Annotated in this window: 16 protein-coding genes; 13 read left to right on the top strand and 3 right to left on the bottom strand. The window is 36.5% G+C overall.

Translation table 11 applies throughout. The features are described from left to right. The first annotated feature begins 5 nt into the window (after positions 1 to 5). From FH036_RS24515 to FH036_RS24490, 6 genes are all read left to right on the top strand, one after another. On the top strand, positions 6 to 230 hold the full coding sequence (locus FH036_RS24515) for a hypothetical protein (protein WP_000752372.1): 225 nt from the start codon (positions 6 to 8) through the stop codon (positions 228 to 230). 42 nt (positions 231 to 272) lie between these two features. After that, positions 273 to 671, top strand: a complete 399-nt coding sequence (locus tag FH036_RS24510; protein WP_001056279.1) for a hypothetical protein — start codon at positions 273 to 275, stop codon at positions 669 to 671. A 159-nt stretch (positions 672 to 830) separates the two neighbouring features. Further along, entirely contained in the window at positions 831 to 1079 is a 249-nt protein-coding gene (locus tag FH036_RS24505) for a DUF1294 domain-containing protein (RefSeq protein WP_139896344.1), read from the top strand. A 92-nt stretch (positions 1080 to 1171) separates the two neighbouring features. After that, positions 1172 to 2113: an EamA family transporter RarD gene (gene rarD / locus FH036_RS24500; RefSeq protein ID WP_000535532.1), complete on the top strand. Its 942-nt coding sequence runs from the start codon at positions 1172 to 1174 to the stop codon at positions 2111 to 2113. A gap of 77 nt (positions 2114 to 2190) precedes the next feature. Then, entirely contained in the window at positions 2191 to 2616 is a 426-nt protein-coding gene (locus FH036_RS24495) for a divergent PAP2 family protein (RefSeq protein ID WP_000447815.1), read from the top strand. A gap of 99 nt (positions 2617 to 2715) precedes the next feature. Then, positions 2716 to 4569 (top strand): terpene cyclase/mutase family protein, encoded by a 1854-nt coding sequence (locus FH036_RS24490; RefSeq protein WP_139896343.1) that lies wholly within the window; start codon positions 2716 to 2718, stop codon positions 4567 to 4569. Between the two features lie 71 nt (positions 4570 to 4640). On the opposite strand, the gene FH036_RS24485 is transcribed toward FH036_RS24490, so the two are convergent. Further along, positions 4641 to 4790, bottom strand: coding sequence for a YfhD family protein (locus FH036_RS24485; protein ID WP_001035808.1), 150 nt, complete (start codon positions 4788 to 4790; stop codon positions 4641 to 4643). 133 nt (positions 4791 to 4923) lie between these two features. On the opposite strand from FH036_RS24485, the gene fabG reads away from it, so the two are divergent. Then, positions 4924 to 5664 (top strand): 3-oxoacyl-ACP reductase FabG, encoded by a 741-nt coding sequence (gene fabG, locus FH036_RS24480; RefSeq protein ID WP_000395019.1) that lies wholly within the window; start codon positions 4924 to 4926, stop codon positions 5662 to 5664. Between the two features lie 50 nt (positions 5665 to 5714). Here the strand turns inward: fabG and dhaS are convergent, their stop codons facing one another. After that, complete coding sequence (gene dhaS / locus FH036_RS24475; protein ID WP_139896342.1) at positions 5715 to 7199, bottom strand: aldehyde dehydrogenase DhaS; 1485 nt, start codon at positions 7197 to 7199, stop codon at positions 5715 to 5717. A gap of 273 nt (positions 7200 to 7472) precedes the next feature. Here dhaS and FH036_RS24470 point away from each other — a divergent pair, with 273 nt between their 5' ends. The 6 genes from FH036_RS24470 to FH036_RS24445 all read left to right on the top strand — a co-directional run bounded on the left by FH036_RS24470 (position 7473) and on the right by FH036_RS24445 (position 13979). Continuing rightward, entirely contained in the window at positions 7473 to 7751 is a 279-nt protein-coding gene (locus FH036_RS24470; protein WP_000800722.1) for a YhdT family protein, read from the top strand. A gap of 3 nt (positions 7752 to 7754) precedes the next feature. Next, on the top strand, positions 7755 to 9188 hold the full coding sequence (gene panF, locus FH036_RS24465; protein ID WP_001104830.1) for a sodium/pantothenate symporter: 1434 nt from the start codon (positions 7755 to 7757) through the stop codon (positions 9186 to 9188). Between the two features lie 106 nt (positions 9189 to 9294). Continuing rightward, the gene (locus FH036_RS24460) at positions 9295 to 10242 is read left to right on the top strand and encodes a nucleoside hydrolase (protein ID WP_155005152.1); all 948 of its coding nucleotides are present in this window, start codon (positions 9295 to 9297) and stop codon (positions 10240 to 10242) included. Between the two features lie 117 nt (positions 10243 to 10359). Continuing rightward, positions 10360 to 11469 carry a serine hydrolase gene (locus FH036_RS24455; RefSeq protein WP_000751358.1) on the top strand — a complete coding sequence of 370 codons (1110 nt, stop codon included), beginning with the start codon at positions 10360 to 10362 and terminating at the stop codon, positions 11467 to 11469. A 101-nt stretch (positions 11470 to 11570) separates the two neighbouring features. Then, entirely contained in the window at positions 11571 to 13079 is a 1509-nt protein-coding gene (argH, locus tag FH036_RS24450) for an argininosuccinate lyase (RefSeq protein WP_138321384.1), read from the top strand. A 66-nt stretch (positions 13080 to 13145) separates the two neighbouring features. Beyond that, positions 13146 to 13979, top strand: coding sequence for a GNAT family N-acetyltransferase (locus FH036_RS24445; RefSeq protein ID WP_139896341.1), 834 nt, complete (start codon positions 13146 to 13148; stop codon positions 13977 to 13979). 35 nt (positions 13980 to 14014) lie between these two features. Here the strand turns inward: FH036_RS24445 and FH036_RS24440 are convergent, their stop codons facing one another. After that, the gene (locus FH036_RS24440) at positions 14015 to 14764 is read right to left on the bottom strand and encodes a (S)-benzoin forming benzil reductase (RefSeq protein WP_139896340.1); all 750 of its coding nucleotides are present in this window, start codon (positions 14762 to 14764) and stop codon (positions 14015 to 14017) included. Positions 14765 to 14868: the final 104 nt, after the last annotated feature.

Genomic DNA, 14868 nt, shown 5'->3' with positions numbered 1-14868 from the left:
TTTTTATGGCGTGTAATATCGATCATTCTATTGAAGATGTAATGAATAAACTTGAAAGTCAAAAGATTTTTTTATCTGAAGATATTTTTAAAGGGTTAAAAAAATTTTTGCAAGGTAATCACTCACAAGAAATGTTAAATGATGTATTTCACCTTTTAAAAAAGTATGACTTAGTAAGTGAAGAAGAAAGAGAGGCGAGAAATACTCAATTATTGCTGATTATAAAATAAATACACTTTGGCTTTTGTTTTGCAACAGGAGGGGTAAATGTAATGAATATGAAAAAGATGATTGAAATGATAGAAGCAACAAAAGTGACTAAAGAAGAATTATCGATTTCTACTTTACATCAAGAGCTTGTGAAGTTATATAGTGAAAAAAATGTTGCTCATTATACGGAGCTATTAAAGTATATTTTATCCTTATCCGTGCAGCTTGATTTACATTTCGTATTGAAATATTTTGGTGTGCGACCGGTTGTTGCTATAGACGAGCGTATGCAATTTCAAGAGATATTTAAATGTTTAGCTAATAAGGATGATAATGGGGAATGGTTTTTAAATTTCGTTTCTTTATATGTAGGGCTAATTGTAGTTCTTCACTTTGATGAAAAAGTGATTGAGAGAAGTTTTTTCGATGCTATGGTAGTGGGTGAAGGGAATGAAATATAAGGATCTTGCCCATAACATCTTTCTATTTAATAGCTATAATTAGTCTTTTGATTGGCTATGTAAATATGAAGGTAACGAATTAATAAAAAGTGTTCTTCAGTTGTTTCCATCGTTTTTTCATGTTACCATTAAGCGAATTTTTCATAGGGAGAGAAAGCGATGAAATGGATTTATTTTATTATGATTAACGTTATAGCTTTTAGCCTTATGGGGCTTGATAAACGAAAAGCGAAGAAGAAGCAGTGGAGAACGCCAGAAAGTACGTTGTTTTTATCAGCAGCAGCTGGGGGAGCAGTTGGAGCTTGGATTGGTATGTATATGTTTCATCATAAAACTCATAAAAAGAAATTTGTTTTCGGCATACCGTTACTTGTTGTAATAACGGTATGTTTATTATTCCTTGCATGAGAAATGTCGAAAGAAATGCAGATTGATTATTGGTAAAGTGAGCACGTGGGAACGTATAATGGAGAAAAAATGAGAAGAGGAGAAAAAGGAAGATGGGGAGTCAATCAGCAGAGCAAAAAAAAGGGATTATATATGCGGCTGGTGCGTATACGATGTGGGGAATACTACCAATCTATTGGAAATGGGTTGAGGAAGTCCCAGCAGATGAAATATTAGCACACCGCATCGTTTGGGCATTCGTGTTTATGTTAATCGTATTAGGTGTTACGAAGAGATTTCGTCAGTTTATTGGAGAGTTCGTGAATCTTTTTAAACGACCTAAATTATTAATGTCGTTAACAATAGCTTCAGTCTTGATTAGCGGAAACTGGTTTGTCTACATATGGGCCGTTAATCATAATCATGTCATTGAAGCAAGTCTTGGCTATTATATTAATCCGCTTATTAGTATTTTACTTGGTACAGTCGTTTTAAAGGAAAAGTTAAACTTTTGGCAATACGTTGCAGTTGGTTTAGCTGGAGTAGGGGTTATCATTTTAACAGTACGTTTCGGGGCTATTCCATGGGTTTCTTTATCACTTGCCCTTTCATTTGGATTATATGGATTAACGAAAAAATTGTTAAACTATGATGCGACAATTGGACTTACGATGGAAACGATGTTAGTGACGCCGTTTGCGATTATTTATTTAGTAATGACAGGAGTACATGGTTTCGGCTCATTTGGCTCGATTTCAATGTTATCGACATTACTATTAATAGGGGCGGGCATTGTTACAGCATTGCCACTTTTTTATTTTGCAAAAGGAGCCCAACTTATTCCGCTTTATATGGTAGGGTTTTTACAATATATTGCACCAACAATTAGTTTGATTTTAGGTGTATTCGTATTTGGTGAACATTTCACATCTACTCATATGATTGCATTTTTCTGTATATGGGTTGCATTAGTTGTATTCTCGGTAGCGAAAACAAAGTTCTTGGTGCAGAAACAACCGAAATTTATAAAAAATAAATCAGCAAAAGTATCGTAATGCGTAGTATTTTCTACGCATTTTTCTTTATACTGATACTATAGGATTTCCATTATAGCTAGTAGGGAGCTGAGAACGTGGAAACGATTTTACATAACGATCCGCTTATGGCCGCTGTAATTTCATGGTTTTTAGCACAATTAACGAAAGTAGTCTTTAAATTATTTAAAACGGGTGAATTTGATTTTGCAAAGTTTTTCGCTTCAGGTGGGATGCCAAGTTCTCATGCTTCAACTGTTACAGCACTGGCGACAGGTGTTGGCGTTGTGGAAGGTGTGGAAAGTACTTTATTTGCAATTGCTGCTATTTTTGCCATTATAGTTATGTATGACGCTTCAGGAGTAAGGCTGGCAGTAAGTAAACAGGCGAAAATATTGAATGAGTTTTTTCACGGTAGACAAACAGAATATAAGAAGTTAAATGAACTTGTCGGGCATACGCCGTATGAAGTAGTAGTTGGTGCTTTATTAGGGATTATTGTCGGAGTAGGATATTGTTTATGAGCAGAGCATCTTATATGTTCTGCTTTTCTTTGTATTCATACATATTCAGCTACTTTCTTGAATATCGTTATACGGATTTCGAAAGGGTGGGTGAGTAACTTGTTATTATATGAAAAAGTGCATGAAGAAATAGCGAGAAGAGCAACTGCACTTCAAACGATGCAACGGCAAGATGGTACGTGGCGATTTTGTTTTGAAGGAGCTCCATTAACAGATTGCCATATGATTTTTTTATTAAAATTATTAGGTAGAGATAAAGAGATAGAACCGTTTGTAAAAAGGTTAGCATCACTTCAAACAAATGAAGGAACGTGGAAATTGTATGAAGATGAAGTGGGAGGTAATTTATCAGCTACCATTCAATCTTATGCCGCCTTACTCGCATCGAAAAAATATACAAAAGAAGATGCGAATATGAAGCGAGCGGAAAATTTTATTAAGGAACGCGGAGGCGTGGCGCGTGCTCATTTTATGACGAAGTTTTTATTAGCAATTCATGGAGAATATGAATATCCTTCACTCTTTCATTTACCAACGCCAATCATGTTTCTACAGAATGATTCCCCCCTCAGTATATTTGAATTGAGTAGTTCAGCGCGTATCCATTTAATTCCGATGATGGTGTGTTTAAATAAAAGATTTCGAGTAGGGAAAAAGTTATTGCCAAATTTAAATCACATTGCGGGCGGGGGCGGAGAATGGTTTCGGGAGGATCGGTCTCCGTTGTTTCAAGCGTTATTAAGTGATGTAAAACAAATTATCTCGTATCCACTCTCGTTACATCATAAAGGATATGAGGAAGTCGAACGTTTCATGAAAGAGCGTATTGATGAAAATGGAACGTTATATAGTTACGCAACTGCCTCGTTTTATATGATTTATGCTTTACTTGCGTTAGGGCATTCTCTTCAATCATCACTGATTCAAAAGGCTATAGCTGGGATAACATCTTATATATGGAAGATGGAAAGAGGGAGTCACTTGCAAAACTCTCCTTCAACTGTATGGGATACGGCTTTACTCAGCTATGCGTTACAAGAGGCACACGTTCCGAAAGATCACAAGATGATTCAACAGACAATAACATATTTATTAAAAAAACAGCATACAAAAAAAGCTGATTGGAGCGTACATGCTCCCGCACTTACTCCTGGCGGTTGGGGTTTTTCGGATGTAAATACGACAGTTCCAGATGTTGATGATACAACCGCTGTACTAAGAGTGTTGGCAAGAAGTAGAGAGAATGAAAAGGTAAATAATGCTTGGCAGAAAGGGATTGATTGGGTTAAAGGATTACAAAATAATGATGGGGGCTGGGGAGCGTTTGAAAAAGGTGTGACGAGCAAATTATTAGCAAATTTACCAATCGAAAATGCAAGTGATATGATTACAGATCCTTCCACACCAGATATTACAGGAAGAGTGTTAGAGCTTTTCGGGACATATACGCAAAATGAATTACCTGAGAAACAAAAACAAAGTGCGATAAATTGGTTAATGAATGCACAAGAGGAAAATGGATCATGGTATGGGAAATGGGGGATTTGTTATATATATGGTACGTGGGCTGTTATGACAGGTTTACGGTCACTCGGAATTCCGTCTAGCAATCCTTCATTGAAACGAGCATCTTTATGGCTTGAACATATACAGCATGAAGATGGTGGTTGGGGAGAATCATGCCACAGTAGTGTGGAGAAAAGGTTCGTTACTTTACCATTTAGTACACCATCCCAAACTGCATGGGCGTTAGATGCTCTCATTTCTTACTATGATACAGAAACGCCAGCTATTCGAAAAGGTGTTTCATATTTGCTTTCGAATCCTTATGTGAATGAAAGATATCCTACTGGAACAGGTTTACCAGGTGCGTTTTATATTAGATATCATAGCTACGCCCATATATATCCCTTACTTACTTTGGCACATTATATAAAAAAATATAGAAAATAAACCGAGAGATATCTCTCGGTTTATTTTGCCCGGTAGTAGTTCCCTGTTGAAAAGAATAAGGTTGTGCTTCCTTATTTTTCTGTTGACTGGCGTTTTTGACGTGCATCAGCGGCATTTGCACGTGCGTTTGCTTCTAAGTCATTGTGGTCAGCAAGTTCACGAGAGAACTCTACATCAATGCCATCAGTAGCTTTGTTTTGTTTGAAATTTTTTTTGTTCATTCGACACAATCTCCTTGCACTTTATGCGACGTTGCAAAGTTAGTTTGACACAAATAGACTTTTTTATGCAAAGAGGAATTGGAAAGGAAAAAGCCGAAATATACAGTATAAGTAATAGAAATGGGGGATAGGGATGGAGTTTTTAAATGGGAAAACAGCTGTTGTAACAGGAGCTGCACAGGGAATTGGAAAAGAGATTGCAAGGGTTTATGCAAAACTAGGGGCGAAAGTATTAATTAGCGATGTAAATGAAGAGAAATTACAAAAAACGACACGTGAGTTCTTGGATGAAGGATATGAAGTGAGCTTATATGGATGTGATGTGAGTAATCAAAATGAAGCAAAGTCGTTAATTGAATATGCGGTTCAAAAATTTGGTACATTACATATTTTGGTGAACAATGCTGGAATTACAAGAGATGCAATGTTACATAAAATGGAGAAGTCTGCTTGGGAACAAGTATTACAAGTGAACTTAACTGGTGTTTTTTATTGTATGCAACCAGCTCTCCTTTACATGAGACAACAAGGGTATGGACGTATTATTAATATATCTTCAATTAGTAGAGAAGGAAACATAGGTCAAGCAAACTATGCAGCTACGAAGGCAGGCGTTGTAGGTTTAACGAAAACGGCAGCGAAAGAAGTTGGAAATTTCGGTATTACGTGTAATGCGATTTGCCCAGGATTTATGGATACAGATATGACAAAAACGATACCAGATAAAGTGAAAGAAAAGATGGTCGGCGCGATTCCGGTTGGTAGAATTGGAACGCCAGAAGATATTGCGAACGCAGCTGCCTTCTTAGCATCAGAATACGCATCCTATATTACAGGAGAAGTATTAAATGTGAGTGGGGGACTGCAAGTTTAAAGACATACATAATGAAAAGAACCTGACCGGATAGGTCAGGTTCTTTCTCTTTAATTTAAGTTAAGCCAAACGCTCTTCACTTCTGTATAGTTATTTAATGCATAAGATCCCATTTCACGACCAAGACCGGATTGTTTAAATCCTCCAAATGGAGATGCTGCATCAAAGACGTTATAACAGTTTACCCATACTGTACCAGCACGTACTTTACTTGCAACGTAGTGTGCTGTTTTAACATTTTCTGTCCACACACCAGCCGCTAAGCCAAATTGTGATTTATTTGCACGTTCAATTACTTCATCAATATCGTTAAACGGTATAGCAGAAATAACTGGACCGAAAATTTCTTCTTTTGCAATCGTCATTTCATCATTTACGTCAGCGAATACTGTAGGAGAAACGAAGTAGCCTTGATCAAATGGATTACTTCCTCCGCAAAGTACTTCAGCACCTTCTTCAATCCCTTTTTCGATATAGCCCATTACACGTTTTTGTTGTTCTTCGGAAACGAGAGGACCGATTGTAGTTTCTGGACTTAAGCCAGCACCTTGATTTAATTTTTTAGAGTAAAGGACAAGGTCAGCCATGACATTATCATACATTTTCTTCGGAACAAATAAACGTGATCCAGCAGAGCATACTTGTCCTTGGTTAAACATAACACCAGAAAGTGCACCAGGAATCGCGCGAGATAAATCAGCATCTGGCAAGATGATATTTGGTGATTTACCGCCTAACTCAAGTGTAACGCGCTTTAATGTTTCAGATGCTTGGCGCATAATTTGCTTACCGACTGGAGTAGAACCAGTAAATGCAATTTTATCAACGAGTGGATGATTAACAAGAGCTTGTCCAGCTGATTCACCGAATCCAGGAACGATATTAATAACACCTTTCGGGAATCCAGCTTCTTCAATTAATTCAGCTAAGTATAAGGCAGATAGTGGAGTTTGTTCTGCAGGTTTTAAAACGATTGTACATCCTGTAGCAAGCGCTGCTCCCATTTTCCACATCGCCATAAGAAGTGGAAAGTTCCAAGGGATAATTTGACCAACGACACCAACAGCTTCATGACGTGTATAGTTAAAGTAATCACCGGAAACAGGGATTGTTTGACCAACGATTTTCGTCGCCCAGCCAGCATAATAGCGCATATGCTCAATTGCAAGTGGTATGTCTGCTGCCATTGTTTCACGGATTGGCTTTCCGTTATCTAACGTTTCAAGCTGTGCAAGCTCTTCTTTATGTTCTTCCATTAAATCAGCTAACTTGTACATAAGCCGGCTTCGCTCAGCAGTGCTCATGCGAGACCAAGGACCTTCGTCAAAGGCCATGCGAGCTGCAAGGACAGCTTTATGAATATCTTCGCGACCAGCTTCAGAAACGACGGCAAGTGTTTCGCCAGTTGCTGGGTTAGGTGTGTTAAACGTTTTTCCGGAAGCGCTCTCAATAAAGGATCCATTCACATATAACTTTTTTGTACCCTGAAGAAACTTTTCTACCTTTTCATGAAGATTTACAGCTAGTTGACTCATTGTATAACCCCCTTGAAAATATAATGTAAACGCAGTACGAGACGGCGTTTATTCCGAAATCAAGGATGTGGAAACTAGATGGAAAGCCTCTAATTAAAATCATAATTAACAAATACTGAAAATTCAAATTTCATTTGTGTTACAATTGTAAAAAATATGTAATGTAAGAAAGTCTTCTATATGATTATAAAAAATCCTGCTTGTTTTTGCTTTCTAGTAGGAAAAACTAGAAGAACAATGGTACAATAATACATCGTGAGAGGAGGGAGAAAAATGAAGAATTATCATGATGATCCACGCTTTCGAATCGCCCATAGAGAAGCGTTAATTGGTCTTGGACTTGCTATTATCAATTTTATAATATGGTACGGATTTGCTTATGGGCTTGGTAGTAAAAATCCAAGTGAATATACATATGTATTTGGTTTTCCAGCATGGTTTTTTTATAGCTGTATCGTTGGATTTATCGTTATGGTTATTTTACTTAGTTTAGTTGTTCGTTTTGTATTTCAAGATATTTCACTCGATGAGGAAGAAAAAAGTGAGGAATAATAGATGAATTGGTATGTAATCATTCCAATGATAATTTCGTTTATCGTTGTATTTTTAATTGGTGTATATGCTTCAAGACGTGTACAAGCGACTGCCCATAATAAATTTTTGCAAGAATATTTTTTAGGTGGGCGTGAGCTCGGTGGTTTATTATTAGCAATGACAATGATTGCTACGTACGGTAGTGCTAGTAGCTTCATTGGTGGCCCTGGTATAGCATACAATATGGGGCTTGGATGGGTATTGTTATCTGCGATTCAAGTTGTAACAGGGTATATCGTTTTAACAGTTATCGGTAAAAAGTTTGCAATTATCGCTAGGAAGATGGAAGCTATTACACTTATTGATTATTTAAAGGGAAGATACAATAATAAAGCAGTCGTCATACTTTCTGCGTTATGTATTATTATCTTTTTATTTTCAGCAACAGTAGCTCAGTGGGTCGGCGGTGGTCGATTAATTGAGTCACTAACGGGTCTCTCTTATACAACAGCACTATTTTTATTTACTTTTTCTGTACTTGTGTACGTATTAATTGGTGGCTTTCGTGCAGTTGCTTTATCAGATACGTTATTAGGTATCATTATGTTAGTTGGAACGACAATCATTTTAATCGCTACTGTCGTTGCTGGTGGCGGAATTGAAAAGATTATGCAGGAACTTGTTCAAATCAATCCGAATTTAATTACACCATTTGGAGCGGATGGCAGTTTAACGAAATCATATGTGACATCATTTTGGATTTTAATTGGAATTGGCGTTGTCGGTTTACCGCAAATTAGTGTGCGTGCCATGTCTTATAAAAATTCAAAAGCGATGCATCAAGCGTTAATAATTGGTACGATCGTTGTCGGTACAATTATGATTGGTATGCATTTAACGGGTGTGTTCGCACGAGTCGTACTTCCAGGTATAACGGTACCAGATAAAGTAATGCCGCTACTCGCGATGGAAGTGTTGCCACCTTGGTTAGCTGGGGTTTTCTTAGCTGCACCAATGGCAGCGATTATGTCTACAGTAAACTCGTTATTGCTACTTGTAAGTTCATCAATCATTAAAGATATATACGTAAATTACATAAATAAAGATGCGGCAGATAGTACGATTAGAAAAGGAAGTTTATGGATTACTGCTATCGTAGGACTGCTCGTTTATGCAGCAGCAATTAAACCACCTGATTTTTTAATATGGTTGAATTTATTTTCTTTCGGTGGATTAGAAGCAGCATTCATTTGGCCGATCGTATTAGGGTTATATTGGAGGAAAGGAAATGCAACAGGAGCGCTTGCATCTATTTTAGTTGGGGTAAGCTCATATATGTGTATCCATCTTTTCTATCCAAATCCGTTCGGTATACATACAGTTGTCTTCCCAATTTGTTTTGCGCTTATCGCTTATATCGTTGGAAGTATGAGTGCTGTAAAGAAAACAGTATAGGTTAGTGGGAGAACGTAGTCCTTAGAGGACTGCGTTTTTTCGTATAAATTTGTTCTTTTTATTCTGTAATCCTGTGAATATTCATAAATTAATAACAATTGAGGGGATGGAGTTGAGGGTGATGAAAAAAGTATTGTTTTTAGGAGACCCGGGAATTGATGACTCTTTGGCAATTATGTATGGATTGTTACATCCTGATATTGATATTGTTGGTGTAGTAACTGGATATGGAAATGTAACGCAAGAAAAGGCGACAAGTAATGCGGCATATTTATTGCAACTGGCAGGGCGGGAAGACATACCTGTTATTAATGGTGCGAAAATCCCTTTATCTGGAGATATTACAACGTATTATCCAGAAATTCATGGGGCGGAAGGTTTAGGACCAATTCGACCGCCAAAAAATCTTTCTCCAAATATAAAGCCTTTTTGTGAGTTTTTTGACATACTTGAAAAATATAAAGGAGAATTAATTATAGTTGATGCTGGTAGGTCAACGACACTTGCGACAGCATTTATTTTAGAAAAACCATTGATGAAGTATGTGAAGGAATATTATATAATGGGCGGTGCTTTTTTAATGCCTGGCAATGTGACACCAGTCGCAGAAGCGAATTTTCATGGTGATCCTATTGCATCACAATTAGTAATGCAAAATGCCAAGAATGTGACATTGGTGCCGCTTAATGTTACATCTGAAGCTATAATTACGCCAGAGATGGTAAAGTACATTACGAAACATTCTAAAACGAGTTTTAATAAATTAATTGAACCGATTTTTACGTATTATTATAAAGCTTATAGAAAATTAAATCCGAAAATAACAGGGAGTCCAGTACATGACGTCGTTACAATGATGGTTGCGGCAAATCCCTCTATTTTGGACTATGTATACCGCCGTGTCGATGTAGATACAGTAGGGATTGCAAAAGGAGAGAGTATTGCTGATTTTCGTCCTCAACCTGATGCAAAAGCTTTAAAGAATTGGGTTCGAATTGGTTGGTCGTTACACTATAAAAAATTCCTCGAAGATTTCGTTAAAATTATGACATAGACATAATGGGAGAATACAAGTTAAAATAATGGAGATGATTACTAAAATAATCATCTCCATTATTTTGTTTGTAAGAGATAGATAGAGAAGAGCTACACAATAGGAGAGGAATTTTACTTGAAAAAAACTATAGTATGCGCAGTGATTGTGGGTATTTTCGTTTTGCTAATATCGGGTAATTTTTTAGTGAAAAAAGTTTGGAGTTCGAATAATGATGATGCGCAGTATATCGCATCCTTTATTGAAGAACATAAAGATGAAAAAAATAGCGCGCTTCTAGTAAAAAGAAACGATAAAGTCGTTTATTCTGTAAATCCGAATGTTGTATTGCCAGTTGCTAGTACAATGAAATTAATTGTGGCGCTTGAATTTACGAAACAAGTTACGGAAGGGAAAATTGATTCGTCTAGTTTTGTTTCCATAAATGATGTGAATCGGTATTATGTACCGAATACAGATGGTGGTGCGCAAGATAGATGGCAAAGGTATTTGGAGAAGACAGGTAAGATAACTGAAGGAGCGATTTCTTTAGAAGAAGTGGCAAAAGGAATGGTTAAGTTTAGTTCGAATGCGAATGCTGAATATTTAATGGAAGTGTTAGGATTAGATAATATTAATCGGAATTTACAAAGTTTATCGCTTCCAGCACATCAGCCGCTATTTCCAATCGTTTCATCTTTATACATTCCAGGATATTTGCATAAAGAACTACACGTTCCGAAATATAAAATAGAGAAAAAGTTAAAAGAAATGTCTCAAGAGCAATATCGTCAATATGCGATGATTATTCATGAGCGCTTAAAAAAGAAGGGACCATTATTACAGAAGGAAATTCCTCTTTATTTAGAGGAACGTTACGATAAAATTTGGTCAGATCGATTGCCAGCTGCTTCTGCAAACGATTATATGGTACTGCTTCAAAAGGCAAATCATAAGGGTGGACTGACAGAAGCAGAAGAAAAAGTATGGGCTAACATCGTTGAAACAGATATGAGCGCTAAGAAATACCGTAAAACATTTAGACATGCAGGGCAAAAAAACGGCTATACGCCATGGACAGTTACAAAAGCAGTTTATGCTATGGATAAACGGGGGAACTGTACAGAAATAGTGTTTTTAGCAAATAATTTAAATGAGGACGACAGTGCAGAAATACGGAAACATTTAGCAAACTTGCATTTCCAAGTGTTGCAAAGTGATAAGTATGATGCGACTTTTATTAAATAAACTCGGTGCAGAGAGCACCGAGTTTATTTTTGTGTACAAGCACTTTTTTGCTATCTCTGGGTATGATGGGTAGTAATACTTAGGTGAGAGGGGAAAAGGTGATGAAACAAAGTAAAGAAGAGTTTATAAAGAGTGAAGGCGCTGATTTCCCTGGGAAAACATATGTGGATTGTGTATTACAACATGTATTTCATTTTCAACGAAATTACTTATTGAAAGATATGTTTCAAGTGCATAAAGCGCATATTACGATGCTGATGGAAGAAAATTTAATGAAAAAGGAAGAAGCTAAAGTTATATTACACGCGTTAAAAAAGGTAGAGGGAATGCCAGAAGAGCAATTGCTCTATACAGAGCAGCATGAAGATCTCTTTTTTTTAGTGGAACATTTAATTTCTCAAGAAGCAAAAAGCAATTTTGTAAGTAATATGCATATTGGTAGAAGTAGAAATGATATGGGTGTCACGATGTATCGCATGAGTTTAAGACGGTATGTATTACGATTAATGGAACATCATTTGTTATTGCAAGAGAGTATATTGCAACTTGCTGCTGATCATAAGGAAACGATTATGCCAGCTTATACCCATACACAACCAGCGCAGCCAACGACATTTGGTCATTATACGTTAGCGATTTATGATACGATGCAGAGAGATTTAGAACGCATGAAAAAAACGTACAAACTTTTAAATCAGTCCCCAATGGGAGCCGCTGCGCTAGCTACAACAAGTTTCCCAATTAAACGAGAGCGAGTTGCCGAGTTACTTGGGTTTACAAATGTAATTGAGAACTCATATGATGCTGTTGCTGGAGCGGATTATTTATTAGAAGTTAGCTCTTTACTTATGGTAATGATGACGAATACGAGCAGATGGATCCATGACTTCTTACTATTAGCGACGAAAGAATATGATGGTATTACTGTGGCGAAGCCATATGTGCAAATTAGTAGTATTATGCCGCAAAAGCGAAATCCAGTTTCCATTGAACACGCCCGTGCAATTACGAGTAGTGCTTTAGGAGAAGCATTTACAGTATTTCAAATGATTCATAATACACCATTTGGTGATATTGTTGATACAGAGGATGACTTGCAGCCATACTTATATAAAGGGATTGAAAAGACTATTCGTGTTTTTTCTATTATGAATGCAGTTATTCGAACGATGAAGGTTGAGGAAGAAACGTTGAAAAATCGTTCCTATAAACATGCAATTACGATAACTGATTTCGCAGATGCTTTAACAAAAAACTATGACATTCCATTTCGGCATGCGCATCATGCAGCGAGTGCTATTGCAAATATGTTATTGGAGCAGAAAAAGGAGCTGCATGAATTACATTTGAAAGATGTGAATATGTACTTACAAGAAAAATTTAATATAACTTTATTAGAAAAAGAGTGGAAAGAAATTATATCGCCAGAAGCTTTTATACAAAAAAGAAATGTATACGGTGGGCCGAGTAAAAAAGAAATGGAGCGCATGATTAACAATCGAAAAGAGTCATTTCGACAAGAAGAAGAGGGATTTGAAAAGGAAAAACAGAGAATTTTACAAGCTGAAAATAATTTGAATACGTTAGCTTCGAATATTATTGAATCGTAAAAGAGGGATTTAGTGAATTAATCGCCAATACTTAATAAAACTATAAATAGAGAGAAGAGATTGTCGATGATTCAATTACATGTATATGAAGAGATTGTTAATTTTAAAGAAGAGGTTACACCATTTCTAGAAAAGAATGAGCAGGAAAATAATCTCATATTAGGCGTATTACAAATGGTCCACCAACCGATATTTATGGGGATAGCGAAACAAGGAGAAGAAATTGCGGTTGTATTTCTTCAAACAGAAGAGAAGAAACAAATTATTGTTGCTACGTCTGAAATGGCGGAAGAGGACATCGTGGAACTTGCAAAAAAATTAGCGGAAGTATATCCAAATGTTCCTGGATTAATCGGTAATAAGAAAATTGTACAGAGATTAGCCGAAGAGATTGCAATGTTAGAAAATAAGAAAACTACTGTTGCGATGGAGCAAGGTATATATGAATTAAAACAAGTGAAGAAAAAGTGGAATGGAGATGAAGTCTTTCGAGAAGTAAATAGTGATGAGCTAACATTAATAGAACAGTGGATATACCAATTTTGCGAAGATGTGAATCTTCCTACTACGAAAGAGGAAGCAAAACAAACGGCACATACATTAATTACTAATCATCGTTTATTTGGTCTAGAAGTAGATGGGAAACTTGTTTCTGTAGCAGCAAAAACACGTCCAACTAAAAATAATATAACAGTTAATTTCGTATATACGCCGAAAGAAGAAAGGAAAAAGGGATACGCATCTAATTGTGTAGCGACACTTAGTCAACGTATGTTAGATGAAGGTTACAAAACAACGACATTATATACGGACCTGGCAAATCCAACATCGAATAAAATTTATCAAGAAATTGGTTATGAACAAATTGCGGAGTCTGTGCTTATATTTTTAGAGAAGTAGAACAAAAAGGCGTGCTAAAATAGCACGCCTTTTTGTTATTCATCAATTCTAATAACTTCGCCTTGAGGGAAGTCTTCAGTTTCTAGTAAATTACGAATAGCTTTCGCGACATATTCAGGTGATAATAGCTTTCCTTCTTCTTTTAATGCGATGAAGCGGTCTAAATTTGTGAAGTCTTCTTTATTTGTTTCACGAATTTGTGCTTGCATATTAGTGTCAACAACACCAGGCGCAAAAGCGACGATTTTTACTGGGAATTCTTTTGCTGCTTCTTCCGTTGCTACGCACTGTGTAAACATATTTACGCCAGCTTTCGTCGTACAATAAGCGCCCCATCCGAAGTAAGGATTTTTTCCTGCACCAGATGAAATGTTTATAACACGTTTATCTACTTTCCATTCTTTCGTATGTTTCATGAAAGTGGAGGTGAGAATCATAGGTGCAAGTAAATTAATGTGAACGTTCGTAATGAATTGTTCACTTTCTGCTTTTTCAATTGGCTTCATAGGAGCAACCGTACCCGCATTATTAATTAAATGAATAGAAGATACACTGTCTTCTTGAATAGATGAAATGATTTTGTTAAAGTTCGTTTCTAAATTATGTACATCTTGAAGATCTAAGGAGTGGAAAACACAATTGTTATTATATTGTTCTGCGAGTTTCGTAAGCTCTTTATTTTCTCTTCTAGAAATAGAGATAATACTCGTGTTTTCTTCTAACAATTGCGCGGCGATAGCCTCACCTAAACCTTGTGAAGTTCCTGTTATGATAACATAGCGCATAGTGTAGTAAGCTCCTCTCGTATGTGCGGAATTTTGTTGGACAACGTACATTGCATAGTTTGTCTACATTTTATAGTATAGAGCACTTTTTACTATAAATGAAA

Source organism: Bacillus sp. CD3-5 (assembly GCF_006349665.1).
Classification (GTDB): Bacteria; Bacillota; Bacilli; order Bacillales; family Bacillaceae_G; genus Bacillus_A; species Bacillus_A paranthracis.
Note: the sequence above shows the minus strand (reverse complement) of the source record. Positions and strands in the feature narration are given on the sequence as shown.

Coding starts and splice junctions, on each gene's coding strand:
- FH036_RS24510 (WP_001056279.1), top strand. CDS start 273: ATGAATATGAAAAAGATGATTGAAATGATAGAAGCAACAAAAGTGACT.
- FH036_RS24445 (WP_139896341.1), top strand. CDS start 13,146: ATGATTCAATTACATGTATATGAAGAGATTGTTAATTTTAAAGAAGAG.
- fabG (WP_000395019.1), top strand. CDS start 4,924: ATGGAGTTTTTAAATGGGAAAACAGCTGTTGTAACAGGAGCTGCACAG.
- argH (WP_138321384.1), top strand. CDS start 11,571: ATGAAACAAAGTAAAGAAGAGTTTATAAAGAGTGAAGGCGCTGATTTC.
- FH036_RS24440 (WP_139896340.1), bottom strand. CDS start 14,764: ATGCGCTATGTTATCATAACAGGAACTTCACAAGGTTTAGGTGAGGCT.
- FH036_RS24485 (WP_001035808.1), bottom strand. CDS start 4,790: ATGAACAAAAAAAATTTCAAACAAAACAAAGCTACTGATGGCATTGAT.
- rarD (WP_000535532.1), top strand. CDS start 1,172: ATGGGGAGTCAATCAGCAGAGCAAAAAAAAGGGATTATATATGCGGCT.
- FH036_RS24505 (WP_139896344.1), top strand. CDS start 831: ATGAAATGGATTTATTTTATTATGATTAACGTTATAGCTTTTAGCCTT.
- FH036_RS24460 (WP_155005152.1), top strand. CDS start 9,295: ATGGAGTTGAGGGTGATGAAAAAAGTATTGTTTTTAGGAGACCCGGGA.
- panF (WP_001104830.1), top strand. CDS start 7,755: ATGAATTGGTATGTAATCATTCCAATGATAATTTCGTTTATCGTTGTA.
- FH036_RS24470 (WP_000800722.1), top strand. CDS start 7,473: ATGAAGAATTATCATGATGATCCACGCTTTCGAATCGCCCATAGAGAA.
- dhaS (WP_139896342.1), bottom strand. CDS start 7,199: ATGAGTCAACTAGCTGTAAATCTTCATGAAAAGGTAGAAAAGTTTCTT.
- FH036_RS24515 (WP_000752372.1), top strand. CDS start 6: ATGGCGTGTAATATCGATCATTCTATTGAAGATGTAATGAATAAACTT.